Consider the following 26,437-nt stretch of genomic DNA (forward strand, 5'->3'; position numbering starts at 1 on the left):
GCCAGAATCGATAGTGCGATGGGCAGATCGTAGCGCCCGCCCTCCTTGGGCAGATCCGCCGGGGCGAGATTGACGGTGATCCGCTTGGCGGGAAAGGTAAACCCGGCATTGAGCAGAGCGCTGCGCACCCGGTCCCGTGCTTCCTTAACCGTGGTTTCCGGCAGGCCAACCAGCGTCAGCGCGGGTAAACCATTGCTGATATGGGCTTCAATTGTCACGCAGGGGGCCTGAATACCAATCATTGCGCGCGTATAGGTAATGGCTAACGTCATCGCTTTCTCCTGATTTTCTTGAAAGCGTGCGTTATCGAGCGGAAAAGTGGCAGAGAGGGATTGAATGAATGCGCAGCGCCCAGCAGAGAAATTACCGCCATACAGATGGTTGCATTTGCAATGGAAGACCCTGACGTTTTTTTTGCAGCATCAATATGCGTTGCGTCTCGGTCATTTATAAAGGGCGTTCACCTGACATACATTACCTGTAAAACAGTAATCATTAGACGAACCCTGTGCCACATTGAGATAAGGAGAAGTCAATGCCAAATATTGATCAAGCATCGCGGATGGCGGTGGCGACGATCGGAGTAGGAACCCGTAGTTACATGGAGGATGTCACTTCTCCCCAGAGTCTATTGGAATATATTTTTGATTTATTTAGCTTTGGTTATTTGCATGAGAGAAAGAAAAAAGAATATGACCAGTTTTTACTTGCCATGGCGGATGCTTTAAAGAAAGCAGATGAAAGCACTGAAACATTAGTTGTTGATGTCGAGAGGTATTCGGTCATTTTCAATATGGCCGGCAGGAATAATCCTGCGGGAGATGTGTCTGTGGTGGTAAAAGACAGAAAAAGCTGCGTTTCCGCCAAGATTTCTTCGCTGACATACCATAACGTTTGCAGGGCTATCCGCTTTCGCACTGAACATCAGCTTCCACTCTCCACGTTCTTATTAACCGAAAAGGGGGCCATGAATTTGCGTGGAGAAGAGCTGTCAGGCGCGAGGCTTGCCGGCGTTGATCTCTACAATGCCGATTTGCAGGGGGCAAATCTCTCTGGTGCCGATTTATCGGGTGCCGACCTCCGATTAGCCCAATTGCAGCATGCAATGTTGCCGGGTGCTAATTTGGCGGGAGCCAGGCTTTCAAATACCCATATGGAAAAAGCAAACTTGTCCGGCGCTACGCTTGAAGGAGCAATAATGCCAGGGGTATTCATGCAAGGTGCCATTTTATCTGGCGTAAAATTACAGCATGCAACACTACCGTATGCCGATCTCCGAGATAGCGTTTTGCCGGGGGCAGACCTTCGCAATGCGAGCATCACTGCCGCTGATTTTTCGGGTAGCGATCTCGCGGGTGCTGATTTGTCTGGCGTGAGGATGCATAAAAACCTGTTCAGTGGCAGTAATCTTTCAATGGCACGCTTAAACATGGCAGAAACAAATGTCATTGCTGATATTTCCGAGGAGGTTCAGGAATGGGAGAGCGCGACAATGCGACCGTATCAATAAAAAGCACAATATGAAAAAATAAATATATCAATATGATTAATAAGAATTTATTAATTATATTTCGATGGTTTCCTGCCTTGTTGTAGAAAAAAAACATTGTCATTGTCGCTAAGTCTGTGGTAACTCTGTAGGTATTCGTTCGACAGTGATGACAGAACAAACCATTTATGAAAGCGTTCTCCCTCGTGATTAGCCTAGTCATTATTAGCGTGGTGGTGATTATTAACCCACCGTGCGGGGCGTCGCTGAGACGAAGAATGGCTTAAAAATCAAGCCGTAATTCAAAAAACCCCCGCACCGTAAGGTCGGGGGTTTTTTGTTGGGCGGTAAAAACTACAGAAGGGAGTGGAGTATGTCTTACAGCATAAAATCCTGTTTCTCCCCGGCAGCGTCGGGGAAATAAACTATGAATGGGGCTCAATGGGTGGTGCAAGCGTTGCGGGCGCAAGGTGTCGATACCGTGTTTGGTTATCCGGGTGGCGCGATCATGCCAGTTTACGATGCACTCTACGACGGCGGCGTTGAGCACCTGTTGTGCCGCCATGAACAAGGCGCTGCCATGGCGGCGCTCGGTTATGCCCGCGCGACCGGCAAGGTGGGCGTGTGTATTGCCACCTCTGGCCCCGGTGCCACTAACCTGATCACCGGGTTGGCGGATGCGCTGCTGGATTCAGTACCCGTTGTGGCGATCACCGGTCAGGTAGCTTCACCGCTGATCGGTACTGATGCCTTTCAGGAAATCGATGTGCTGGGTCTGTCGCTGGCCTGTACCAAACACAGCTTCCTGGTCGATTCGCTGGAGTCGCTGCCGGAGATCATGGCGGAAGCCTTCGCTATCGCCAGCAGCGGCCGTCCCGGCCCGGTGCTGGTGGATATCCCAAAAGACATTCAGTTGGCCACCAGTGAGGTAGCCCCGCAGTTTACGCCCGTCGATGACAGCCAGCCGAATTTCCCCGAGCAGGCCATCGAGCAAGCGCGTGCTATGCTGGCGGCGGCGAAAAAACCGATGTTATACGCTGGCGGCGGTGTGGGCATGGCACAGGCGGTGCCTGCTCTGCGTGCGTTCATTGCCGAGACGGGCATTCCCTCCGTTGTGACGCTGAAAGGATTGGGTGCCGTTGATGCCGAGCATCCGCACTACCTTGGCATGCTGGGCATGCATGGCACTAAAGCGGCCAACCTGTCGGTGCAGGCGTGTGATTTGCTGATTGCCGTCGGTGCGCGTTTTGACGATCGCGTGACGGGTAAACTGAATGCGTTTGCACCGCATGCAGCGGTTATCCATCTGGATATCGATCCGGCTGAGCTGAGTAAATTGCGTCAGGCCAACGTGGCGCTGCCGGGGGATTTGAACACGCTGTTGCCTGCATTGGCTCAGCCGCTGGCGATTGACGCCTGGCGTCAAGAGGTGGTTGCGCTGAAAGCCGAATACCCGTGGCGCTACGATCATCCGGGTGAAGCCATCTATGCGCCCGCGCTGTTAAAAACCCTGTCTGAACGCAAACCGGCGGAAACCGTGATCACCACCGATGTCGGTCAGCACCAGATGTGGGCCGCACAGCACATGCGTTTTTCCCGCCCGGAAAATTTCATCACCTCCAGCGGGTTAGGTACCATGGGCTTTGGTTTGCCCGCGGCGGTAGGCGCGCAGGTAGCCCGCCCTGAAGATACCGTGGTGTGTATTTCCGGTGACGGCTCTTTCATGATGAACGTGCAAGAGTTGGGCACCATCAAACGAAAACAGTTGCCGATAAAAATCGTGCTGCTGGATAACCAACGGTTAGGCATGGTGCGACAGTGGCAGCAGTTGTTCTTCAATGAACGTTATAGCGAAACCAACCTCTCCGATAACCCCGATTTTCTGACCCTGGCAAGCGCATTTGGTATTCCAGGGCAACGCATAACCCGAAAAGATCAGATCGATGCCGCGCTGGATGCCCTGTTGAGCAGTGATGGGCCGTATTTGCTGCATGTCTCTATCGATGAACTGGAAAACGTCTGGCCGCTGGTTCCACCGGGCGCCGGGAATGAAACCATGCTGGAACGTACCGAATAATGGCAGGAGAACAGAGAATGACGCACCATCAACTTTCCATACAGGCTCGCTTTCGTCCCGAAATGCTGGAGCGCGTGCTGCGTGTGGTACGCCACCGCGGTTTCCGGGTGTGTGCCATGAACATGATGACGGCCGCCAACCCGGACCACATCAATATCGAATTGACCGTTGCCAGCCAACGGCCGGTGGATTTATTGTCAACACAGTTAAGCAAGCTGCTTGATATCGCTTGTGTTGAAATACAACCCCACGCATCACAACAAATACGTGCCTGAAGGCCCTAGAAAGGATAAAGAGAATGACGAGCAAAGCAGATTATATTTGGTTCAATGGTGAGATGGTGCCGTGGGCGGAAGCCAAAGTACACGTGATGTCCCATGCACTGCATTACGGTACGTCGGTGTTTGAAGGGGTGCGCTGTTACGATTCTCACAAAGGCCCGGTGGTATTCCGTCACCGTGAACATATGCGTCGCCTGCACGACTCCGCTAAAATTTATCGTATGCCGGTGCAGTACAGCGTGGATGATCTCATGGAAGCCTGCCGCGCAACGCTACGTAAAAATGACCTGAAAAGCGCCTATATTCGTCCGCTGGTGTTCGTTGGCGACGTTGGCATGGGCGTGAATCCGCCGGAAGGTTACGTCACGGATGTCATCATTGCGGCATTTCCCTGGGGCGCGTATCTGGGCGAAGACGCACTGGATCAGGGGATTGATGCCATGGTGTCCTCCTGGAATCGTGTGGCAGCCAACACCATTCCGACGGCCGCAAAAGCGGGCGGTAACTACCTTTCCTCTCTGCTGGTGGGCAGCGAAGCGCGCCGCCACGGTTATCAGGAAGGGATTGCACTGGACGTCAACGGCTATGTGTCTGAAGGTGCAGGCGAAAACCTGTTTGAAGTGAAAGATGGCGTGTTGTTCACTCCGCCGTTCACCTCATCAGCGCTGCCGGGTATCACCCGCGACGCCATCATCAAACTGGCGCAGAGCCTGGGGCTGGAAGTGCGTGAGCAGGTGCTGTCGCGTGAATCGCTCTATCTGGCGGATGAAGTCTTTATGTCCGGCACTGCCGCGGAAATCACGCCGGTGCGCAGCGTGGACGGTATTCAGGTCGGCATTGGCCGTTGTGGCCCGGTCACCAAACAACTACAAAAAGCGTTCTTCGGCCTGTTTACCGGCGAAACCGAAGACAAATGGGGCTGGTTAGATCAGGTTAACCCGTAATCGTAACAAGAAAGATTAATACACCCCTTTCCCTTGCTTCACGAACCCAAGACGCCAGTCGCCGCTGAACGGGAGCAGGAAAGGGGATGAAACACACACTGGAGTAACAGAGTATGCCTAAGTACCGTTCAGCCACAACCACGCATGGCCGTAACATGGCAGGTGCGCGCGCCCTGTGGCGTGCCACCGGAATGACCGATGCCGATTTCGGCAAGCCGATCATCGCCGTGGTCAACTCGTTCACACAATTCGTTCCGGGTCACGTGCACTTGCGCGATCTGGGCAAACTGGTGGCGGAGCAAATCGAAGCCGCTGGCGGCGTGGCCAAAGAGTTCAACACCATTGCGGTGGATGATGGCATCGCGATGGGGCACGGTGGCATGCTCTACTCCTTGCCATCACGTGAGCTGATTGCCGATTCGGTCGAATACATGGTCAATGCCCACTGCGCCGATGCGATGGTGTGCATTTCCAACTGCGATAAGATCACCCCCGGAATGCTGATGGCGTCGTTGCGCCTGAATATCCCGGTGATCTTTGTTTCCGGCGGTCCGATGGAAGCCGGGAAAACCAAGCTCTCTAACCAACTGATCAAACTGGACTTGGTGGATGCCATGATCCAGGGCGCTAACCCGAACGTCAGCGATGCCGATAGCGATCAGATCGAACGTTCCGCTTGCCCGACCTGCGGTTCCTGTTCCGGCATGTTTACCGCAAACTCGATGAACTGCCTGACGGAAGCGCTGGGCCTGTCGCAGCCGGGCAATGGCTCGCTGCTGGCTACCCATGCCGATCGTAAGCAATTGTTTTTGAATGCGGGTACGCGTATCGTTGAACTGACCAAACGCTACTACGAGCAGGATGATGCCAGCGCACTGCCGCGTAATATCGCCACCAAGGCGGCATTTGAAAACGCCATGACGCTGGATATCGCCATGGGCGGCTCGACCAACACTGTTCTGCACTTGCTGGCCTCCGCGCAGGAAGCCGAAGTGGATTTCACCATGGACGACATCGATCGTCTGTCACGCCGTGTGCCGCAGTTGTGCAAAGTGGCACCGAGCACACAGAAATACCACATGGAAGACGTACACCGTGCGGGTGGGGTGATCGGTATTCTGGGCGAGTTGGATCGCGCCGGATTGCTGAACCGCGATGTGTGTAACGTGCTGGGCAAGAGCCTGACGGAAACGCTGAATGCCTACGACGTGATGCTGACCAAGGATGACGCGGTGAAAAGCATGTTCTCCGCAGGGCCGGCGGGTATTCGCACCACGCAGGCGTTCTCACAGGATTGCCGTTGGGAATCATTGGACACCGATCGTGAGCACGGCTGTATCCGTGCACGTGAGCACGCCTACAGCCAGGAAGGCGGTTTGGCGGTGCTGTACGGTAACATCGCGGAAAAAGGCTGTATCGTAAAAACGGCGGGTGTGGATGACGGCAGTCTGGTGTTCCGCGGTCCGGCCAAAGTGTACGAATCTCAGGATGATGCGGTAGAAGCCATTCTGGGTAGCAAGGTGGTCGCGGGTGATGTTGTGGTTATCCGTTACGAAGGGCCGAAAGGCGGGCCGGGCATGCAAGAGATGCTCTACCCGACCAGCTTCCTGAAATCTATGGGATTGGGTAAAGCCTGTGCGTTGATCACTGATGGTCGTTTCTCCGGCGGCACCTCCGGGCTTTCCATTGGCCATGCTTCGCCTGAAGCGGCCAGTGGTGGCACCATCGGGCTGGTGGAAGAGGGTGACATCATTGCCATCGATATTCCTAACCGCACCATTGAACTGGTGGTGGCGGAAGATGAACTGGCACGCCGTCACGATGCGCAGCTGGCACGCGGCGATGCGGCCTTTACGCCGAAAAATCGTCAGCGTCAGGTGTCCTTTGCCTTGCGTGCTTACGCCAGTCTGGCAACCAGCGCGGACCAAGGTGCGGTACGCGATAAGAGCAAGCTGGGAGGCTAAGGACAATGGCGGTATCACTCCCTCTCCCTGACGCTCCGTGCGGCGCGGAGTATTTGCGTGCGGTGTTGCGTGCGCCGGTCTATGAAGTAGCGCAGGTAACGCCGCTTCAGCCGATGGATAAACTCTCGGCGCGTCTCGGCAACACCATTGTGGTGAAGCGAGAAGATCGCCAGCCAGTACACAGTTTTAAACTGCGTGGTGCCTATGCCATGCTGGCAACCCTGACCGAGGCGCAGAAAGCGCACGGTGTGATAACGGCTTCCGCCGGTAACCACGCACAGGGTGTGGCGCTTTCGGCCAGCAAGCTCGGCATCAAGGCGTTGATCGTCATGCCGGTCGCCACTGCGGATATCAAAGTGGATGCGGTACGCGGTTTTGGCGGTGAAGTGTTGCTGCACGGTGCCAATTTTGATGAAGCCAAGGCCCGTGCGATTGCGCTGTCGCAAGAGCAGCACATGACCTTCATTCCGCCGTTCGATCACCCGGCTGTGATTGCTGGGCAGGGAACGCTGGCGATGGAGCTGTTGCAGCAGGATGCGCATCTCGATCGCGTGTTTGTGCCGGTTGGTGGCGGTGGTTTGGCAGCCGGCGTGGCGGTGTTGATCAAACAACTGATGCCGCAGATCAAAGTGATCGGCGTTGAGGCGGAAGATTCGGCGTGCCTGCGTGCGGCATTGGATGCTGGACACCCGGTAGATTTGCCGCGCGTTGGACTGTTCGCCGAAGGCGTGGCGGTCAAGCGTATTGGCGATGAAACCTTCCGCCTGTGCCGGGAATATCTGGACGATGTCATCACCGTGGACAGCGATGCGATTTGTGCCGCGCTGAAGGATATCTTTGAAGATGTGCGCGCGATAGCAGAGCCGTCTGGTGCACTGGCACTGGCGGGGATGAAGAAATATATCCAACAGCACGGCATTCGGGGGGAACGGCTGGCGCATATTCTGTCGGGTGCCAACGTCAACTTCCACGGCCTGCGCTACGTTTCCGAACGCTGTGAACTGGGTGAACAGCGTGAGGCATTGCTGGCGGTAACCATCCCTGAACGCAAGGGCAGCTTTTTGACCTTTTGCCAACTGCTGGGTGGTCGCTCGGTGACCGAGTTCAACTATCGCTACGCTGATGACAAGGACGCCTGCATTTTCGTAGGGGTGCGTTTGACGCGTGGTCATGCGGAGCGGGATGAGATTATTGCAGAGCTCTCCGCAGGCGGTTACCAGGTGGTCGATCTCTCCGATGATGAAATGGCGAAGCTCCATGTGCGTTACATGGTCGGCGGACGTCCTTCCAAGCCATTGCGGGAACAGCTTTACAGCTTCGAGTTTCCGGAATCTCCCGGCGCGCTGCTGAAGTTCCTGCACACGCTCGGCACGCACTGGAACATCTCGCTGTTCCACTATCGTAGCCACGGCACCGATTTTGGTCGCGTGCTGGCGGCGTTCGAAGTGACCGAGCGCGATCCGGAGTTTGAGCAACGCTTGCAGGCGCTGGGCTACGAGTGCCACGACGAAACCCAAAATCCGGCGTTTCGTTTCTTCCTGGCCGGTAACGCGGCGTAATGTCAGTGTGCCCGACGGTGGAATTTCACCGCCGGGCGCGCTATCGTGGTTGCCATTCAAGGGATTAGCAATGGCAGACCATCATGACAACGTTCACCGGTTTCTCGCAGCAGAGCCTGACTTTTCTTCAACAGGTTCGGCAGGAAAATAGCAAAGAGTGGTTTGACGACAACCGCGCAATATACGATGAGACGCTGGTTGCCCCGTTTCGCGCGTTGGTCGATGATTTGAGCCTGACGATGCTACCGATCGACGATCAGTTTGAAATTCGTCCCGCTATTGGTAAAACCCTGTCGCGTATTCATCGCGATACCCGCTTTTCTCACGATAAATCCCGCTACCGCAGCCAGATGTGGCTGACGTTTAAACGCCCGCGTAAAGACTGGACGGACGCGCCGGTGTACTTTTTTGAAATTGGCCCGGATTTCTGGCGCTATGGCTTGGGGTATTACAGCGCCACGCGCGATACCATGGAGCTGTTTCGCCAGACGCTGCGCGACAGCCCGCAGGCCTTTTTGGCAATGGCGACGTGTCTGGCGCCTACGTTTACCTTGGAAGGCGAAAGTTATAAACGCCCGCTTCTCAAGGATCAGCCAGCCGAATTGGCGACCTGGTACAACCGTAAATCTTTCGCTGCCATGACCACGCGGCAAGATATGGACGCGTTGTTTTCTGCTGATTTGGTCACTACGCTGGCACAGGGTTTTCGCCAACTGGAGCCGCTGTATCGCTATCTGATGGGCATTGAGAGCATGAAGCGGCTGACGCCTGAACAAGAGGAGGGAAGCTGGTCGAGCTTCCCGGCGTCAGCGCGTTTTGAACGTTAGGGTTTTTGCCGCGTCATCACCATGTTGAACAGGTAGCTTTCGCCCTGCGTATCGAACGTCGAGATGCGAATTTCGTCATCGCTCACGCAGGTAAACAGGATCTTGGTGGTGCCGCCAAAGCTGCTTTCCCGGCGGCCAATAGCCTGCGTATCGCTCATCTGGCGGGCGGTAAACTCGCCGTCATCCAACCGGTTAGCGTAGCGAAACGCAACGGAAATGTTGCCGCTGATTTTCCCTTTTTCCTGCGTCATGTCCAAACCGACCGCATTGTAGGGGGCTTTCTGGTCGTACATTTCCTGAAAATAGCTGCCGAGGTTGTCGTACTCTTCCTTAGTGAGATCCTGCAAGTAATCCTCGTAGCTGAACGCCCCATGGAAGCACCCGATGGTTTTGATTGGGGTAATAGGCGTCGGTAACGCGTGCTGGGCCACCTGATTGAGGTAGCGCAGTCGGTTAAGCTGCTGCTGATAGCGCTGGCGCAGGCAATCCTCATCCTGGCATTGGTTACGCGTGGTGAGCCAACTGCGCTGAAACAGGTTTAATGCCTGTTCAAAGGGCTGACTCTGCGTATAGGTGGTCAGCGCCGATCGTGCGGTCTTCCACTCCTGCGCCATTTCATCATCCAACTGACCGAGCAGAGGGCTTTGGCAAATCTGCTTTTCCTGCGCGCTGGTGGCATTGGCACAATCGAACGAGACCGCCTGTGCATGAGGCACAAACGCGCAAGCCGCCAATGCCGCCACGGCAGAGAACACAGAGAGCTTCATAGGGGATCCTGTTTCATTCCTTGAGCAATTAGTGTTTGTTATACAGCCATCTGCGCTGCTCCGCCAGTCCAGAGCACCAACGTAGCGTGCCGTGACCGTTCAACGCAATCTCTTCCTGTTGGCCTATGTGTTAACAACCTAGCGGCCTGTCCAGAATTGAAAACTGATATTCGCAGCGCGGGAGTAACGTTAAGCTACCCACTCATTATATCGGGTGTTGGCCCGAGTGATTCTGTCTCATCAAGTGCGTCCCGTGGCATTTTTCGCGAATGTGACATGTCTCGCGGTTCACGTTCACCGGGAATCGGGAGCAGATTCGTGACGGCAAGGCTGTAACGATGGAACATCTCCACGGTGAATCCCTTTCTTTTTTACAACGCAATGTTAAATGCAAAGTGAGAAAAATTAATGCAATTGCATAAATGCGATTGAGACGAGTTTGCATTTGAAATAGTCTTTTTTTTTTGCATTATCAGCCACGGAGACCTTGGCTGATGGGTAATGCATAAAAAGAGTGTTGCTGTGAAGGATGGTTTTGTGTCTGAAAATAAAAGGAAATCTTACCTTATTGGGTGGTTGTTTTTCGGTTATGTCACGGCACTGAGTGTTGCATTATCACTCTTGATGGCGGCGCCAGGGCTGGCCGCTGAAACGGTAACCCGCAGCGCCGACGTGATGGTGGTCATTGCGCAGGATGAGCAAAATACCGCGCTCCCTGCCGGTAGAATACTAGCGAAACAGAGTACCGCCGGTACGAAAACACAAACGCCGCTGGTAAAGACGCCACAGTCGATTTCGGTGGTTACACGTGCACAAATGGACACGCAGCGGGTGAGTTCCGTCGCCGATGCGTTTAATTACTCTGCCGGCGTGCTTCCAAATTACCGAGGCTCCTCTAACCGCAATGATGAAACCATCGTGCGTGGTTTTCGCTATGCGCCCAAATTTCTGGATGGGTTGAGTTTTGGTCTAATTGGGCAAGGTGCAGGTATTGGAAAGATCGATCCCTGGTTATTGGAACGCGTAGAATTGATTCGTGGCCCGGCGTCTGTCATGTATGGTCAGGTCGAACCTGGCGGTACGGTCATTATGACCAGCAAACGCCCCACGGCAGAAAAGATTCGACACGTGCAGCTTAGCGCGGGTAACCAACGCTTTGGTGAGGCCGCGTTTGATGTTGGCGGCGTGCTGAGCGATGACAGCGCACTGTTATACCGCTTGAACGGAATAGCCAATATCCGTCAGCAAGTTGTTAAAGATGCCAGACAACAACGCATGGCGATTGCCCCGGCGTTGACGTGGTTGCCCAATGCCGATACCAGTCTGACCTTACTGACCCGTTACCAATACGATCCTGAGGCGGGTTTTCGTAACTTCCTGCCCGCTCACGGCACGGTGTTTGCCACCGACGCTGGGTATATTCCTTACTCGCTGAATGTCAGCGATCCGAATTACCATCACTCAACGCGTGAGCAGATAGCGTTTGGTTATATTTTTGAGCACGCCTTTAACCGGGATATTTCTGTTCAACAGAATCTGCGCTACTCACAACTGCTGGATAACTATAAATCTCTGGTTTATAGCACCGGTGGCGGCGCCACGGATACGACGCTAACGCGTAACCAGCAGCGCGAAAAAATAGATGCTGATGAATTGGGGATCGACACCCAATTGAAAGCACGTTTCATCACTAGCGCGGTGAACCATACCTTGCTGACCGGGTTGGATTACATCTGGCAAAAGCGTGACGCGCATTTGTGGCTCAATAGCGGAAGTCAGTACGATTTTGATTGGGCTCACCCTCACTATGGTGGGACTTATCTGGAAAACGACAGCGACTTGCCCTTGGTACGCGGCGCGTTGAAAACGCTCGATCAGGTAGGGCTCTATGTGCAGGATCAGGCGGTATGGCAGCAGTGGAACCTGCTGCTCTCTGGGCGTCACGATTGGACAGAAATTCGCACCTACGAGAGTACGCTCAACAATGCCAAAAGGCAGTCGAACGATGATGATTTTACCGGTCGTGCGGCGCTGCTGTATGCGTTTGAGAATGGTTTTTCACCCTATATCAGCTACAGCACCTCGTTTGAACCCAACCTGGACAGCGGTATTCCGGGCTCGGCCCCCTTCAAACCCACAACCGGTGAGCAAACAGAAGTGGGGATAAAGTTTCAGCCAGTGGGGCGTGACACCTTGTTAACACTAGCGTTGTTTGACATTACGCAGAAAAACATCACGTCGTGGAACAGCAAACTCAAGTTCAACGAGCAAATTGGCAAAGTCGAATCACGGGGGGCTGAAGCGGAACTCCATACCCAACTCACACCCGCACTGAGCCTGATGTCGGCGTACAGTTATACGGAGGCGGAGACCAAAGAGAGCATCAATGCGAGCTCGCCAGCAGGGAACAGGCCAGCGGCGACACCACGCCATATGGCCTCCGCCTGGGGCAATTACGTCGTTCACCACGGCCCGCTGGCCGGGCTGACGGTGGGAACCGGTGTGCGTTACATCGGCAGCAGCTATGGCGATAACAAGGGGAGTTTCAGCGTGCCGCACTACATCCTGTATGACGCGATGGTGAGTTATGATTTGGGCGCAGCCTCGTCGCAGTGGAAAGGTGCGGTGTTGCAGGTCAATGTTAACAACCTGACCGATAAGCACTATGTGGCCTCGTGCAGTAATCACGAAGCCTGCTTCTATGGCGTTGGACGCTCGATTATCGCGACGGTTAACTACCGCTGGTAACCCCTCAAACATTGTCCTGCAAGATATGCCAAAACGCGGCAATCAGTGGCTCACTGAGCCGCTTTTTCTGTACGCATACGCCGAGTTCAAACGGTTCCATCGCTTGTTCCAACAATACCGAAACGCGGTTGCGCACTGGCTCCGGGCTGTTTTCCAGCACTACGTCCGGGATCAGCGAGATACCGCAGCCGAGTGCCACCATCGACACCATCGCTTCATGTCCGGACACGGTGGCGTAAATCAGCGGATTGGCGATGTGGTGACGACGGAACCAGACATCAATACGTTTTCGCACCGGGCCGTGCTCGGGCAAAATAAACGGAATCTGTGCCCAGTCTGGATTGGGTTGCCGCACCATCGACTGCACCGGTGATGCCAGCGCCGGGGCAATCAGTACCAGAGGGATCTTCCCGATGGGCATAAAATCGATGGTGGTGGGCAAGGTTTCAGGATGGCCCGCAATGCCGAGATCGGCTTCATTGGACTGCACTTTTTCCACCGCATCGGCGGCATCGCCGGTTGTCAGCTTGATTTCCACCAGCGGATGCTGGGCGCGAAAACGATCGAGGATCGGCGGTAGATGGCTATAGGCGGCGGTCACGGAACAGAAAATGCGTAGCTCACCGCTCAATGACGGCCCGCGTTGCCCAATGGCGTGGCGCAATTGTTCATAGTGCAGCAGCGTTTGCTGAGCAAACTGTTTCAATTGCTCACCGGCATCGGTCAGTTGCACCGTGCGGTTATCACGCAAAAACAGGGTTTGCCCGACATCCTCTTCCAGTCGTTGGATTTGGCGTGACAAGGTTGACGGACTCAGGTGCATGGCTTTGGCGGTGCGCCCGAAATGGCGGCTGTCACACAGATGCAGAAACAGTTTTAAATCTCGTAAATCCATGTGCGCACGGCCTCATTTTCGTCTTGCAGTTATTGCAATGTCATCTTGTTAATATATCAATTTAAGCAATACTTTTCCTGTCATATCATGAGGGCATTCAGGCTTCCCTGACAGGAAACCTCTTCTGAACACTCGCAATTAACAGATTAAACGGAGTTGTGCATGGCTAACTATTTCAACACTTTGAACCTGCGTCAGCAGTTGGCGCAATTGGGTGTATGTCGTTTCATGGGACGTGAAGAATTCGCAGACGAAGCGAACTACCTGAAAGGCAAAAAAGTGGTGATCGTCGGTTGCGGCGCGCAAGGGCTGAACCAGGGTTTGAATATGCGTGATTCCGGGCTGGATATCGCCTATGCGCTGCGTGCAGAAGCTATCGCGGAAAAACGTGCGTCATGGCGTAAAGCGACAGAAAACGGCTTTAAGGTCGGCACCTATGAAGACCTGATCCCGCAGGCGGATCTGGTGGTGAACCTGACGCCAGACAAACAGCACTCTGCTGTGGTTCAGGCTGTTCAACCGCTGATGAAGCAGGGCGCATCGCTGGGTTACTCTCACGGCTTCAACATCGTTGAAGTGGGTGAGCAGATCCGTAAAGACATCACCGTGGTGATGGTGGCGCCGAAATGTCCGGGCACCGAAGTGCGTGAAGAGTACAAACGCGGCTTTGGCGTTCCGACGCTGATCGCGGTTCACCCGGAAAACGATCCGAAAGGTGAAGGTATGGCGATCGCCAAAGCCTGGGCAGCCGCCACCGGTGGTCACCGTGCGGGCGTGTTGCAATCTTCTTTCGTTGCCGAAGTGAAATCAGACCTGATGGGCGAGCAGACTATCCTGTGCGGTATGTTGCAGGCCGGTTCTTTGCTGAGCTTTGACAAACTGGTTGCTGAAGGCACCGATCCTGCCTATGCGGAAAAACTGATTCAGTTCGGCTGGGAAACCATTACCGAAGCGCTGAAGCAAGGCGGCATTACGCTGATGATGGATCGTCTGTCTAACCCAGCAAAACTGCGTGCTTACGCGCTGTCTGAGCAGTTGAAAACCATCATGGCTCCGCTGTTCCAGAAACACATGGACGATATCATCTCCGGTGCGTTCTCCGGCGGCATGATGGAAGACTGGGCCAATGACGACATTAAACTGCTGACCTGGCGTGAAGAAACCGGTAAATCCGCGTTTGAAAATGCCCCGCAGTTCGACGGTAAAATCGCAGAGCAAGAATATTTTGACCACGGCGTGCTGATGATTGCTATGGTTAAAGCCGGTGTAGAACTGGCGTTTGAAACCATGGTAAGCGCGGGCATCATCGAAGAATCCGCGTACTACGAATCGCTGCACGAACTGCCGCTGATTGCGAACACCATTGCACGTAAGCGTCTGTATGAAATGAACGTGGTTATCTCTGATACCGCTGAATACGGTAACTACCTGTTCGCGAATGCCGCTGTGCCGTTGCTGAAACAGGCATTTATGGCATCCCTGCAAGCGGGCGATATCGGTAAGCCAGTGGCAGCCACCAGCGTGGACAATGCGCAACTGCGCGACGTCAATGACGCGATCCGCAATCACCCGATCGAAGCGGTGGGTCAGAAACTGCGTGGCTACATGAAAGACATGAAACGCATTGCGGTTGCAGGCTAAGAATAAACGCATTACACCGTTAATGAAAAAAGGCGCAACCTAGGTTGCGCCTTTTTTATGCGTGAAACACCTCGTTCCTTAACGGCTCTGGAACTGGGCTTCTGCGGCGTGGAAGCGTTTAATCACCGCATCGGACGGTACGCGTCCTTTTAGGCTGACAATAAAGATCGCTAAACTCGCAAAGATGAAGCCGGGGATGATTTCATACAGATTAAACCAGGCATACTGTTTCCAAATAATGACTGTCGCTGCCCCCACCAGCATGCCTACCAACGCGCCATTGCGCGTCATGCGCGGCCACAGCAGGGAAATCAAGATCACCGGACCAAACGCGGCCCCAAAACCAGCCCACGCGTAGCTGACCAGCCCCAACACGCGGTTTGCCGGGTTGGCGGCCAACACGATTGCAATGATGGCAATCAGTAGTACCATCACGCGGCCGACCCAAACCAGCTCGCGCTGCGTAGCGCCAGGGCGGAAGAAGGGGCGGTACAAGTCTTCGGTAATGGCGCTGGAGCAGACCAGCAACTGGCAACTCAGGGTGCTCATTACCGCTGCCAGAATAGCGGAAAGCAACACGCCGGCGATCCACGGGTTAAACAGCAGCATGGAAAGCTCAATAAATACCCGCTCGGCATTGTTGGTGACATTGCCCGCTTGCTCTGGATGATTACTGAAGTAAGCGATACCGAAGAAGCCCACGCTCACCGCACCCGCGAGACACAGGATCATCCAAGTCATGCTGATGCGACGTGCGCTGCGAATGGTGTGGTGAGAATCCGCCGCCATAAAGCGCGCCAGAATGTGCGGCTGTCCAAAATATCCCAGGCCCCAGCCCATCAGAGAGATGATGGCGACGACATCCAATCCCCGAAACATATCCAGATTAGCCGGGTTTTTCGCTGCGATAACCAACAGAGAGGTATCGATGCCATCCAGTGCCAGAATCACCATCACCGGTGTCAGGATCAGCGCGAAAATCATCAGCGTAGCCTGTATCGTATCCGTCCAACTGACCGCCAGATAACCACCGATAAAGGTATAGGCGATGGTGGCGGCCGCTCCGGCCCACAATGAGGTGGCGTAGCTCATGCCAAAGGTGCTTTCGAATAAGCGGGCACCGGCAACGATGCCAGAAGCGCAGTAAATGGTAAAAAACACCAGAATAATCAAGGCAGAAATGACTCTCAGGATTTTTCTGGTGTCTTCGAAACGGTGTGTGAAATAGTCTGGCAAGGTCAGCGCGTTGTGGTTCACTTCGGTGTGAACGCGCAGACGACCGGCAACCCAGCGCCAGTTGAGGTAAGCGCCAATAGTCAGCCCGATAGCGATCCAGCTTTCAGAAATGCCGGAAATAAATATCGCGCCCGGCAGCCCCATTAGCAGCCAGCCGCTCATGTCAGAAGCCCCCGCTGAAAGTGCAGTGACCACGCTGCCCATCCGGCGTCCACCGAGGATATAGTCGCCAAGGGTGGTGGTTGAGCGATAGGCGACTAAGCCGATCAAGACCATTCCGAAGATATACACCAGAAAGGTCACCAGCATGGGTGTACTCATTGTCATTAGAATCTCCAAGTTAAAGCGCCATCATGCTAAGGCATAAAGGCAAATCATATTGTAGGTATAACCTGACGGGAACGACGTCAGGTAAAGCGCAGTCTGCCCGATTGCACATCCCTCGTGCAGCCTGTTTTTTCTTATAATGCAAAGTGTTAACGATTTGTTGTATTTCCCTGTCGCGTCAATGTTATACACTTGTTAACCGCATTGCATCTTATGGCAACTCGCGAAAACCAGGTTGCATAATCCGATAACGACGACCAAGATTCGAAGGTATACCTTCTACAAATCAACGTTATCCGATCCCTCACTATCGATGATTATCTTGGCTTCACTGGAGTGAAACGATGGGATTCTCCACTATAGCGGTAAAGCTTGACGATGCGACCCGCAATCGTATCGAACGTACAGCGCAGCGCCTTGATCGCACATCGCATTGGTTGATTGAGCACGCCATTTTTTGTTATCTCGACGCCGTCGAGCGTGATGGTAAGGCTCCTGATATCACACCAGAGCAGGGCAAGGCATTTCAACGCGCGCCGGAGATTATGCCGCAATCTCGTCAGGAAGGAAGCTATCAACCGTTTTTAGCGTTCACGCAAACGCTGTTACCCCGTTCACCTCTGCGTGATGCTATCACGGCGGCATACCGCCGTTCCGAGGGTGAGATGGTGCCGTTACTGCTCGAACGGGTAGAACCGATGGCATCAATGGCCCCGGCAGTGCAGGCGCTGGCCTATCGACTGGCGCAGACGCTGCGGCGCGAACAGCAGACTCACGGGCGAGCGGGACGGGTGCAAAGTTTGCTACAGGCTTTCTCCTTATCGTCCTCAGAGGGGATTGCGCTGATGTGTCTGGCCGAAGCGTTACTGCGCATTCCCGATGCCTCAACGCGCAATGCGCTGATCCGTGACAAGATCAGCAGCGGAGACTGGCATTCCCACTTGGGGAAAGGGCAATCGCTGTTCGTCAATGCGGCAACCTGGGGACTGCTGCTGACCGGAAAGCTGGTTGCGACGCACAGTGAAACGCGTCTGGCGCACACCCTGAAGCAACTGATTAATAAGGGGGGAGAGCCGGTCATTCGATTGGGGATGGATCGTGTGATGCGTCTGATGGGGGAGCAGTTTGTTACTGGCGAAACCATCGATGAGGCGCTGTCTAACGCAGAACATCTGGAACAACAGGGATTTCGCTATTCCTATGACATGTTGGGCGAAGCGGCCCTCACCGAGCAGGATGCGGAGGCTTACCTCAACGCTTATCAGCAAGCGATTCATGCTATTGGCAGGGCGTCGCAGGGGCGCGGGGTGTATGAGGGGCCGGGTATTTCCATCAAGCTGTCGGCGCTGCATCCACGTTATAGTCGCGCGCAGTACGATCGCGTCATGGAGGTGCTCTATCCCCGTTTACTGGCGTTGACGTTGCTGGCGATGCAGTATGACATCGGCATTAATATTGATGCGGAAGAAGCGGAGCGGCTGGAAATTTCCCTCGATCTGCTGGAGCGGTTGTGCCATGAGCCTGCGTTGGCGGGGTGGAAAGGGATCGGTTTTGTGGTGCAGGCCTACCAGAAACGCTGCCCGTTTGTGATTGATTTCCTGATCGATCTGGCACAGCGTACTCAACGACGTCTGATGGTGCGACTGGTGAAAGGCGCTTACTGGGACAGTGAAATCAAACGCACGCAAATAGACGGTCTGGAGGATTACCCCGTCTATACTCGCAAAGTGTATACCGATGTTGCCTACCTGGCCTGCGCCCGCCAACTGCTGGCAGCACCGGATGCCATTTACCCGCAGTTCGCCACCCACAATGCCCATACCCTGAGCGCGGTGTATACGCTGGCCGGTGACAGTTATTACCCTGGACAATATGAATTTCAGTGCCTGCACGGCATGGGGGAGGCGCTGTATTCGCAGGTCGTTGGTCCGGAAGAACAGGGCAAACTGGCGCGCCCCTGTCGGATTTATGCCCCCGTCGGCACCCATGAAACCCTGCTGGCTTATCTGGTACGGCGTTTATTGGAAAACGGTGCCAACACCTCGTTTGTTAACCGCATTGCCGATGCAGAGGTCCCGCTGGAGCAACTGATTGCCAGCCCGATAACGGAAGTGCAGGCGCTGGCATACAAAGAGGGGGCTCCCGGCTGCCCGCATCCGAGAATTCCTCTGCCCGCGCAACTCTACGGCGCAGAGCGCTGCAATGCGCAAGGTGTAGATCTGACCGATGAATACCGTCTGCAAATGCTCGCTGCGGCCTTAAGCGCCGACGCCGCTCAGGTGCGGCATGCGGCACCGATTATGGTCGATGTCTCCTCACCGCTGGCGGCTCGGCCAGTGATTAATCCGGCTCAACAGCACGATATCGTGGGGTACGTGCGTGATGCCAGTGAGGAGGATGTGCGCCTTGCGATGGGCCGTGCGGTGCAAGCCGCAGAGCGGTTCTCGACAGCATCGCTCCCGCAGCGGGTTGCCAGCCTGCAACGTGCAGCCAGCCTGCTGGAAGCGGCGTATCCGCAGTTCATCGGGTTATTGGTGCGGGAGGCGGGAAAAACCGTGCCAAATGCCATTGCTGAAATACGCGAAGCGGTGGACTTTTTGCGCTATTACGCACAACAGTCTGCGGCGGCGTCATTGGAACAGATTTACCCGCTGGGTGTGGTGGTTTGCATTAGTCCGTGGAACTTCCCGTTGGCCATTTTTACCGGCCAGATTGCTGCCGCACTGGCGGCGGGGAATGCGGTACTGGCAAAACCAGCGGAGCAAACGCCGCTGGTAGCCGCGTTGGCGGTGCAACTGTTACATCAGGCGGGCATTGCGCCAGATGTGTTGCAACTGCTGCCCGGCGCTGGGGAAAGTGTCGGTGCGGCGCTGGTGCGCGATGCGCGCGTCAATGGCGTGTTGTTTACCGGATCTACCGCGGTTGCCAAAAGCTTACAGCGCACGTTGGCAGACCGGCTGGATGCGCACGGGCAGCCTGCGGTGCTGATCGCTGAAACCGGCGGGATGAATGCCATGATTGTCGATTCATCAGCGCTGACGGAGCAGGTGGTCAGCGATGTCATGGCCTCCGCCTTTGACAGCGCAGGGCAGCGTTGTTCAGCGCTGCGTCTGCTCTGTCTTCAGGATGACATTGCGGAGGTGACCCTGAGCATGCTGCGTGGTGCCATGGCACAGTTCCGCGTAGGTAATCCCGATAGGCTGGCAACGGACTGTGGCCCAGTGATTGACGATGAAGCCCGCGAACGGATCGAGCAACATATTCACCTGATGCAAGCGCAAGGGCATTCAGTGTATCAGGCGGCTTTCGGCGCACAGGCGTGCGTGGCCTCGCGGCGACAGGGCACCTTTGTCTTACCGACATTGATTGAGCTGGACCAGATAGCCAGCTTACAACAAGAGATCTTTGGCCCGGTGCTGCACGTGGTGCGCTATGCCCGCGAGGGGCTGGATACGTTGATTGAGGAGATCAACGCCCTGGGGTATGGGCTCACGCTGGGCATCCATTCACGGATTGATGAAACCATTTCGCGTATCACGCAGCGGGCGCATGTGGGTAACCAATACGTCAACCGCAATATGGTGGGCGCTGTGGTCGGGGTTCAGCCATTCGGGGGCGAAGGGCTGTCCGGTACGGGGCCGAAAGCGGGCGGGCCGCTCTATCTACCACGCTTGCAGAGAACACCGCCTGGTCTACCCAGTACCGCGAGCAACGCATTGGGCGTGAATGCCACACTGGCGACAACACCGGAACGTACGGGGTTTGCGCTACTGGTTGACTGGGCGCAACAACAGGGACGGCAGGCGGTGTTTGAGGCGGCACAGTGCTACCGCGCCTGGGGGGCCGTCAGCGGTGTGATACATCCGTTGCCGGGACCCACTGGCGAACGCAATACCTATATGCTGACACCGCGCGATAACGTGCTGTGTCTGGCGCAGGAGAGTGACGATATTCTGCGTCAGTTGGCGGCGTTACTGGCCGTGGGCAGTAACGCGTTATGGCCTGACAGCGCTGCGTTACGCGAACTGGCGCACAGCTTGCCGCAGGAAGTGCAGCGCCGCATCCGTTTCACGCCGGAATGGCAACAAGAAGGTGAGCATATTGGCGCGGTTATCTGTCACGGTGATAGTGACATGCTGCGTGAGGTTAACCAGCAGCTTACGCAACGGGCGGGGGCGATTATTCCTTTGCTCGGCTGTGAACCCGGCAGTGACACGATCCCGCTGGAACGGTTATGGCATGAACGTGTGCTCAGCGTGAATACGGCGGCAGCAGGAGGAAATGCCAGCTTGCTGATGATGACGGAGTAATCACACCCTACGCGCCGCGCGGTGTGCGCGGCGCAACAACACAGAATGCCCTGCCAGAACGCTTAGTTGCGGTACAAAACCTTGATGATGTGGTAGCCGAACTGGGTTTTTACCGGTCCAAAGGGTTTGAGCAACTCGCAGGAAAATACCGCTTTGTCGAAAGCGGGCACCATATCGCCCTGACGGAACTCACCCAGATTGCCCCCATCCCGTTTGGAGGGACAGGTAGAGTGCTTTTTGGCTAACTGCTGAAAGTCTGCCCCTTGCGCCAATTGGTCCAGTAGATCATTCGCCTGTTGTTCCGTATCAACCAGAATATGCAGTGCAGATGCCGTTTTCGCCATGGGAATACCTTTCATGTGATTAAGAAGCGTGAATTGAACAGGCCTCACGCCGACGCCGATGGCTGGCAATGTAGCACGATGCATGCCTGATGTGGATCGGTAAAGGCGAATCCGGCCATCAAGATCTGTGTGGCTTTCTGCTACAATCGGCTTCCGTTTTTATTGCGAGTTGAACGTCATGCGCCTGAATCCCAGCCAACAACATGCTGTCGAATTTGTCACCGGCCCTTGTCTGGTGCTGGCTGGTGCGGGATCAGGTAAAACGCGCGTTATCACCAACAAGATTGCGCATCTGATCCGTCAGTGTGGCTATCAGGCGCGTCATATCGCCGCAGTGACCTTTACCAACAAGGCCGCGCGGGAAATGAAAGCGCGCGTGGCGCAAACCTTAGGGCGCAAGGAGACGCGTGGCTTGCTGATCGCCACCTTCCACACACTGGGGCTGGAGGTCATCAAACGGGAATATGCCGCGTTGGGCATGAAGGCAAACTTCTCGCTGTTTGACGATCAGGATCAGGCCGCACTGCTCAATGAACTGACGGAAACCTGGTTGGAAGGGGATAAAACCCAGCTACAGCAGTTAACCTCCACCATTTCCAACTGGAAAAACGACCTGATGGACCCGGCACAGGCGGCGGCATCGGCGCAGTCGGAGCGCGATAAGCTGTTTGCACACTGCTATGGTTTGTATCACGACCACTTGCGCGCCTGTAACGTGCTGGATTTTGACGATCTGATCCTGTTGCCGACGTTGCTGTTCAAGCGCAATGAAGAGGTGCGTGAGCGCTGGCAAAACCGCTTGCGCTACCTGCTGGTGGATGAGTATCAGGATACTAACACCAGTCAGTACGAACTGATCAAACTGCTGGTGGGCGCGCGCGCGCGCTTTACCGTGGTCGGTGATGACGATCAATCCATCTACTCCTGGCGTGGGGCTCGTCCGCAAAACCTGGTGCTGCTTGCACAGGATTTCCCCCAGCTTGAAGTGATTAAGCTGGAGCAAAACTACCGCTCCTCGGGCCGTATTCTCAAAGCAGCCAATATTCTGATCGCCAATAACCCACACGTATTTGAAAAGAAGCTCTTTTCGGAATTGGGTTACGGCAATGAACTGAAGGTCATCACCGCCAACAACGAAGATCACGAGGCGGAACGGGTGGTGGGCGAACTGATTGCCCATCACTTTATCAACAAGACGCAGTACAGCGACTATGCCATCCTCTATCGTGGCAACCATCAGTCGCGGCTGTTTGAAAAGATGCTGATGCAAAACCGCATTCCCTATCGCATCTCCGGCGGGACCTCCTTCTTTTCTCGTCCGGAAATCAAGGATCTGTTGGCCTATCTGCGCGTTTTGACCAACGCAGACGACGACAGCGCCTTTCTGCGCATCGTCAACACCCCTAAGCGAGAAATCGGCCCTGCGACGCTACAGAAACTGGGGGAGTGGGCCAATGTGCGCAACAAAAGCCTGTTTACCGCCAGTTTTGATTTAGGGCTGGAGGCGCATCTCTCGGGCCGTGGGTTGACCTCACTGCAACGCTTCACCCACTGGATGCGGGACATTGCCCAGCAGGCAGAGCGGGAACCGGTGGCGGCGGTGCGTGACCTCATTCACGGGCTAGATTATGAAAGCTGGCTGTATGAAACCTCAACCAGCCCGAAAGCGGCGGAAATGCGTATGAAAAACGTCAATCAGCTGTTTAGCTGGATGACGGAAATGCTGGCAGGTTCGGATCTCGATGAACCGATGACGCTGACGCAGGTGGTGACGCGGTTCACCCTGCGCGACATGATGGAGCGCGGCGAAAGCGAAGAAGAGGTGGATCAGGTGCAACTGATGACCTTGCACGCCTCCAAAGGGCTGGAATTCCCCTATGTGTATTTGGTGGGGATGGAAGAGGGGCTACTGCCGCACCAGAGCAGCATTGACGAAGACAATGTCGATGAAGAGCGTCGCCTGGCGTATGTCGGCATCACGCGGGCGCAACGTGAGCTGATTTTTACTCTGTGCAAAGAGCGTCGCCAGTATGGTGAACTGATGCGGCCAGAACCCAGCCGTTTCTTGCTGGAACTGCCGCAGGACGATCTGCAATGGGAAACGGCGCGCAAAGTGGTCAGCGCGCAAGAGCGGATGCAAAAGGGGCAAAGCCATCTGGCGAACCTGCGCGCGCAGCTGGCGCAGGCGCGCGACAAGGAGTAGGGCCGCTGTTACTGTGCGGCTTCCTCAATCACCAGCGGCCAGTGGGCATAGCCTTGCCAACGGCTTTCCTGCTCCAGCGCTTCCGCGCGCAGGGGATGGGCCGCCAGCCAGCCAGCAGGTAGCTGGATATGCAGGGTATCGCCGTCCGCCCGCAAGATGCTGTCAGGCAAGGTGTCATCGCGGCGACGGCTGGCGAAAATAATCGCCAGTCGCAACAAACGGCAGAGGCGCTGTGCTGGCAGCACGGGCACGGCGTTTTGCTGATTCAATGACTGAAGATCGAGCGCACCACTCTGATTTAACACCAGAATAGCCAGCAGTTTTTTCTGTGCCGGTGTAAAACCGGGAAGATCGCTGTTGCGAATGAGATAGGCGGCGTGTTGCGGAGCATTGCGAAAATCGATGGCCAGGCCAATTTCATGCAGGAAACTGGCGCTGTGCAGCAGCTCGCGACATCGGTGATCCAACGGCCAATCTTGCGCCAACTGATGCAGGAAATTATCGGCTAATGCGCTGACGCGATGGCCCTGTTCACCGTCTAACAGGTAGCGACGTTGCAGATTGAGCAGCGTGCGCTGGCGAATATCCTGCTCTACGGGCAGGTGTAGCATCCCGTATACCAGGCCTTCACGCAGTGCGCCACCGGCCAATGTCATACTCTGAATACCCAGTTCCTGGAAAATCGCCAACAGAATGGAGAGTCCGCTGGGAAACACCAGCGCCCGTTCCAGCGTTAGGCCGTCAATTTCCAGCTCTTCCAGCTTATGGCACGCGATGGCATGCTCTTTCAGGGCGCGCAGCTTGTCGAGCGTGATGTGCTCATCCATGCCTGCGGCCACCATAATCTCTTGCAACGCTTGTACGGTGCCGGATGCGCCCACGCACACTTGCCATCCCTGCGCACGCAGTTGCGCTGCCACAGGGCGTATCATGTCACTGGCTGCCTGCTCCGCGCGGGCAAAATTGTCTGCCGTCAGGGTACGATCGCTGAAATAGCGCTCCAGCCAGGTCACGCATCCCATGGGTAAACTGAGTAACTGCGTGGCCTGTGCGGCGGTTCCGGTCGCCAGTTCGGTACTGCCACCGCCGATATCCACCACCAGACGCTGTTCCGGGCCACCCGTGGTGTGGGCCACGCCCTGATAAATCAGGCGCGCTTCCTCTTCACCGCTGATGACTTGAATCGGCAAGCCCAGAATCTGCTGCGCCTGTGCCAGAAATTCATCGGCGTTGGTGGCAAGCCGCAGGGTCGCCGTGGCGACAACGCGGGTTTGCGTCTGCGGGATATCCTGCAAGCGTTCGGAAAACAGGCGTAAGCACTGCCAGCCGCGCTGCATGGCTTCCTGTGACAAGCGATTATCACGATCCAGTCCTGCGGCCAAACGCACTTTACGTTTAATGCGCGCCAGCGTCTGAATGCTGCCCGCGCTTTCGCGCACCACCAGCATATGGAAGCTGTTTGAGCCCAGATCGATCGCCGCATACAGCGAGGAAGCATTTAGCATGGATGCTTAACTCGGTCTTTTACGGTTGCCGCGCGGTGCGCCGCTACGACGTGGCGGACCGCTGCGACGCGGACCACTGCTGGTACGTGTGCGGGGTAAGCGCTTCGGTGCAGGCAGATCGGTCATCAGCGCATCGCTATCGTATTTGCTCACCGGGATGGAATGGCCCGTGTATTGCTCAATGGCGGGCAAGTTCAGCGCGTACTCTTCACAAGCCAGGCTGATGGAGAAACCGCTGGCACCGGCACGACCGGTACGGCCGATGCGATGCACATAGTCTTCGCAATCGTCCGGCAAGTCATAGTTGAATACGTGAGTGACAGACGGAATATGCAGACCGCGCGCCGCAACATCGGTGGCGACCAGAATATCCAGGTTGCCCTGTGTGAAGTCATCCAGAATACGCAGGCGTTTTTTCTGCGCCACGTCGCCGGTCAGCAGACCAACGCGATGGCCGTCAGCAGCCAGATGGCCCCAGATGTCTTCGCAGCGGTGTTTGGTGTTAGCGAAGATGATGCAGCGGTCCGGCCACTCTTCTTCCAGCAACGTTTGCAGCAGACGCATCTTCTCTTCGTTTGACGGATAGAACAGCTCTTCCTTGATGCGGTGCCCAGTTTTCTGCTCCGGCTCCACTTCAACGTACTCGGCGTTGTTCATTTGTTCAAACGCCAACTCACGCACGCGGTAAGATAGCGTGGCGGAGAACAGCATGTTCAGGCGCTGTGTTACCGGCGGCATGCGGCGGAACAGCCAGCGAATATCTTTGATAAAGCCCAGATCGTACATTCTGTCGGCTTCATCGAGCACCACAACCTGAATGGCACCAAGGTTAATATGATTCTGCTTGGCGTAGTCGATCAAACGGCCCGTGGTACCGATCAGGATATCAACACCCTGCTCCAGTACTTTAAGCTGCTTATCGTAGCCGTCTCCGCCGTAAGCCAGACCCAGTTTCAAGCCTGTCGATTCTGCCAGTGCCTGTGCATCCGCGTGGATTTGCACGGCCAACTCGCGAGTCGGAGCCATGATCAGCGCGCGCGGCTGGTTGGTTTGACGCTCTGCCGAAGCAGGATGCGACAAGAGATAGTGGAAAGTAGACGCCAGAAATGCCAGCGTCTTGCCAGTTCCAGTTTGCGCCTGACCCGCGACGTCCCGACCATCAAGGGCGAGAGGTAGTGCGAGTGCCTGAATGGGCGTGCAGTTATAAAACCCTTTGCTTTCAAGGGCTTTGATTACCTGCGGGTGCAGCGCGAAGTCGGAAAACTTCTGTTCGGTCAAGTGTGTTTTGCTCATAGTGTGGTAGAATATCAGCTAACTATT

At 55.4% G+C, this 26,437-nt stretch carries 19 protein-coding genes; 12 read left to right on the plus strand and 7 right to left on the minus strand.

Going from position 1 to position 26,437, the window contains the following annotated elements; translation table 11 throughout:
- The coding region (locus tag J5224_RS07870) for a magnesium chelatase domain-containing protein (RefSeq protein WP_319802422.1) at positions 1-272 on the minus strand (272 nt) is incomplete at its 3' end.
- A 263-nt stretch (positions 273-535) separates the two neighbouring features.
- On the opposite strand from J5224_RS07870, the gene J5224_RS07875 reads away from it, so the two are divergent.
- The 8 genes from J5224_RS07875 (at position 536) to J5224_RS07910 (ending at position 9,141) form a co-directional block, all read left to right on the plus strand.
- Positions 536-1,510: a pentapeptide repeat-containing protein gene (locus tag J5224_RS07875; protein ID WP_264624841.1), complete on the plus strand. Its 975-nt coding sequence runs from the start codon at positions 536-538 to the stop codon at positions 1,508-1,510.
- 167 nt (positions 1,511-1,677) lie between these two features.
- Positions 1,678-1,776 (plus strand): IlvGEDA operon leader peptide, encoded by a 99-nt coding sequence (locus J5224_RS07880; protein ID WP_195314403.1) that lies wholly within the window; start codon positions 1,678-1,680, stop codon positions 1,774-1,776.
- 140 nt (positions 1,777-1,916) lie between these two features.
- Entirely contained in the window at positions 1,917-3,566 is a 1,650-nt protein-coding gene (ilvG, locus tag J5224_RS07885) for an acetolactate synthase 2 catalytic subunit (protein ID WP_264624842.1), read from the plus strand.
- A 17-nt stretch (positions 3,567-3,583) separates the two neighbouring features.
- Positions 3,584-3,841 (plus strand): acetolactate synthase 2 small subunit, encoded by a 258-nt coding sequence (gene ilvM / locus J5224_RS07890; protein WP_264624843.1) that lies wholly within the window; start codon positions 3,584-3,586, stop codon positions 3,839-3,841.
- 23 nt (positions 3,842-3,864) lie between these two features.
- Complete coding sequence (locus J5224_RS07895) at positions 3,865-4,791, plus strand: branched-chain amino acid transaminase (RefSeq protein WP_195314406.1); 927 nt, start codon at positions 3,865-3,867, stop codon at positions 4,789-4,791.
- A 113-nt stretch (positions 4,792-4,904) separates the two neighbouring features.
- Entirely contained in the window at positions 4,905-6,755 is a 1,851-nt protein-coding gene (ilvD, locus tag J5224_RS07900; RefSeq protein WP_264624844.1) for a dihydroxy-acid dehydratase, read from the plus strand.
- 5 nt (positions 6,756-6,760) lie between these two features.
- Positions 6,761-8,314 (plus strand): threonine ammonia-lyase, biosynthetic, encoded by a 1,554-nt coding sequence (gene ilvA / locus J5224_RS07905; RefSeq protein ID WP_264624845.1) that lies wholly within the window; start codon positions 6,761-6,763, stop codon positions 8,312-8,314.
- An 80-nt stretch (positions 8,315-8,394) separates the two neighbouring features.
- A complete protein-coding gene (locus tag J5224_RS07910; protein WP_264624913.1) occupies positions 8,395-9,141 on the plus strand; it encodes a DUF2461 domain-containing protein in 747 nt (248 codons plus the stop codon).
- On the opposite strand, the gene J5224_RS07915 is transcribed toward J5224_RS07910, so the two are convergent.
- Entirely contained in the window at positions 9,138-9,908 is a 771-nt protein-coding gene (locus J5224_RS07915) for a lysozyme inhibitor LprI family protein (protein WP_264624846.1), read from the minus strand. The genes J5224_RS07910 and J5224_RS07915 overlap by 4 nt on opposite strands.
- Positions 9,909-10,532: 624 nt before the next feature.
- Between J5224_RS07915 and J5224_RS07920 the strand changes: the two genes are divergently transcribed.
- A complete protein-coding gene (locus J5224_RS07920; RefSeq protein WP_264624914.1) occupies positions 10,533-12,656 on the plus strand; it encodes a TonB-dependent siderophore receptor in 2,124 nt (707 codons plus the stop codon).
- 4 nt (positions 12,657-12,660) lie between these two features.
- Here the strand turns inward: J5224_RS07920 and ilvY are convergent, their stop codons facing one another.
- Complete coding sequence (gene ilvY / locus J5224_RS07925) at positions 12,661-13,551, minus strand: HTH-type transcriptional activator IlvY (RefSeq protein WP_264624847.1); 891 nt, start codon at positions 13,549-13,551, stop codon at positions 12,661-12,663.
- 162 nt (positions 13,552-13,713) lie between these two features.
- Here ilvY and ilvC point away from each other — a divergent pair, with 162 nt between their 5' ends.
- Positions 13,714-15,192: a ketol-acid reductoisomerase gene (gene ilvC / locus J5224_RS07930; protein ID WP_264624848.1), complete on the plus strand. Its 1,479-nt coding sequence runs from the start codon at positions 13,714-13,716 to the stop codon at positions 15,190-15,192.
- A gap of 78 nt (positions 15,193-15,270) precedes the next feature.
- Here ilvC and putP read toward each other — a convergent pair whose 3' ends face one another.
- Positions 15,271-16,755 carry a sodium/proline symporter PutP gene (gene putP, locus J5224_RS07935; protein ID WP_264624849.1) on the minus strand — a complete coding sequence of 495 codons (1,485 nt, stop codon included), beginning with the start codon at positions 16,753-16,755 and terminating at the stop codon, positions 15,271-15,273.
- A gap of 344 nt (positions 16,756-17,099) precedes the next feature.
- Here putP and putA point away from each other — a divergent pair, with 344 nt between their 5' ends.
- Positions 17,100-21,065, plus strand: a complete 3,966-nt coding sequence (putA, locus tag J5224_RS07940) for a trifunctional transcriptional regulator/proline dehydrogenase/L-glutamate gamma-semialdehyde dehydrogenase (protein WP_264624850.1) — start codon at positions 17,100-17,102, stop codon at positions 21,063-21,065.
- 62 nt (positions 21,066-21,127) lie between these two features.
- On the opposite strand, the gene ppiC is transcribed toward putA, so the two are convergent.
- The gene (ppiC, locus tag J5224_RS07945; protein WP_252320717.1) at positions 21,128-21,409 is read right to left on the minus strand and encodes a peptidylprolyl isomerase PpiC; all 282 of its coding nucleotides are present in this window, start codon (positions 21,407-21,409) and stop codon (positions 21,128-21,130) included.
- A 178-nt stretch (positions 21,410-21,587) separates the two neighbouring features.
- Here ppiC and rep point away from each other — a divergent pair, with 178 nt between their 5' ends.
- On the plus strand, positions 21,588-23,612 hold the full coding sequence (rep, locus tag J5224_RS07950; protein ID WP_264624851.1) for a DNA helicase Rep: 2,025 nt from the start codon (positions 21,588-21,590) through the stop codon (positions 23,610-23,612).
- Between the two features lie 8 nt (positions 23,613-23,620).
- Here the strand turns inward: rep and gppA are convergent, their stop codons facing one another.
- Positions 23,621-25,117, minus strand: a complete 1,497-nt coding sequence (gene gppA, locus J5224_RS07955) for a guanosine-5'-triphosphate,3'-diphosphate diphosphatase (RefSeq protein WP_264624852.1) — start codon at positions 25,115-25,117, stop codon at positions 23,621-23,623.
- 6 nt (positions 25,118-25,123) lie between these two features.
- Positions 25,124-26,410 carry an ATP-dependent RNA helicase RhlB gene (rhlB, locus tag J5224_RS07960; protein ID WP_264624853.1) on the minus strand — a complete coding sequence of 429 codons (1,287 nt, stop codon included), beginning with the start codon at positions 26,408-26,410 and terminating at the stop codon, positions 25,124-25,126.
- Positions 26,411-26,437: the final 27 nt, after the last annotated feature.

The sequence above is a fragment of the Candidatus Symbiopectobacterium sp. NZEC135 genome (assembly GCF_025962695.1).

Excerpts from the sequence above, each read along its gene's own strand:
- J5224_RS07875 (WP_264624841.1), top strand. The coding sequence starts at position 536 with ATGCCAAATATTGATCAAGCATCGCGGATGGCGGTGGCGACGATCGGA.
- ilvY (WP_264624847.1), bottom strand. The coding sequence starts at position 13,551 with ATGGATTTACGAGATTTAAAACTGTTTCTGCATCTGTGTGACAGCCGC.
- J5224_RS07880 (WP_195314403.1), top strand. The coding sequence starts at position 1,678 with ATGAAAGCGTTCTCCCTCGTGATTAGCCTAGTCATTATTAGCGTGGTG.
- J5224_RS07920 (WP_264624914.1), top strand. The coding sequence starts at position 10,533 with ATGGCGGCGCCAGGGCTGGCCGCTGAAACGGTAACCCGCAGCGCCGAC.
- ilvM (WP_264624843.1), top strand. The coding sequence starts at position 3,584 with ATGACGCACCATCAACTTTCCATACAGGCTCGCTTTCGTCCCGAAATG.
- rhlB (WP_264624853.1), bottom strand. The coding sequence starts at position 26,410 with ATGAGCAAAACACACTTGACCGAACAGAAGTTTTCCGACTTCGCGCTG.
- ppiC (WP_252320717.1), bottom strand. The coding sequence starts at position 21,409 with ATGGCGAAAACGGCATCTGCACTGCATATTCTGGTTGATACGGAACAA.
- ilvD (WP_264624844.1), top strand. The coding sequence starts at position 4,905 with ATGCCTAAGTACCGTTCAGCCACAACCACGCATGGCCGTAACATGGCA.
- ilvA (WP_264624845.1), top strand. The coding sequence starts at position 6,761 with ATGGCGGTATCACTCCCTCTCCCTGACGCTCCGTGCGGCGCGGAGTAT.
- rep (WP_264624851.1), top strand. The coding sequence starts at position 21,588 with ATGCGCCTGAATCCCAGCCAACAACATGCTGTCGAATTTGTCACCGGC.
- J5224_RS07895 (WP_195314406.1), top strand. The coding sequence starts at position 3,865 with ATGACGAGCAAAGCAGATTATATTTGGTTCAATGGTGAGATGGTGCCG.
- putP (WP_264624849.1), bottom strand. The coding sequence starts at position 16,755 with ATGACAATGAGTACACCCATGCTGGTGACCTTTCTGGTGTATATCTTC.
- ilvG (WP_264624842.1), top strand. The coding sequence starts at position 1,917 with ATGAATGGGGCTCAATGGGTGGTGCAAGCGTTGCGGGCGCAAGGTGTC.
- ilvC (WP_264624848.1), top strand. The coding sequence starts at position 13,714 with ATGGCTAACTATTTCAACACTTTGAACCTGCGTCAGCAGTTGGCGCAA.
- putA (WP_264624850.1), top strand. The coding sequence starts at position 17,100 with ATGGGATTCTCCACTATAGCGGTAAAGCTTGACGATGCGACCCGCAAT.
- J5224_RS07915 (WP_264624846.1), bottom strand. The coding sequence starts at position 9,908 with ATGAAGCTCTCTGTGTTCTCTGCCGTGGCGGCATTGGCGGCTTGCGCG.
- gppA (WP_264624852.1), bottom strand. The coding sequence starts at position 25,117 with ATGCTAAATGCTTCCTCGCTGTATGCGGCGATCGATCTGGGCTCAAAC.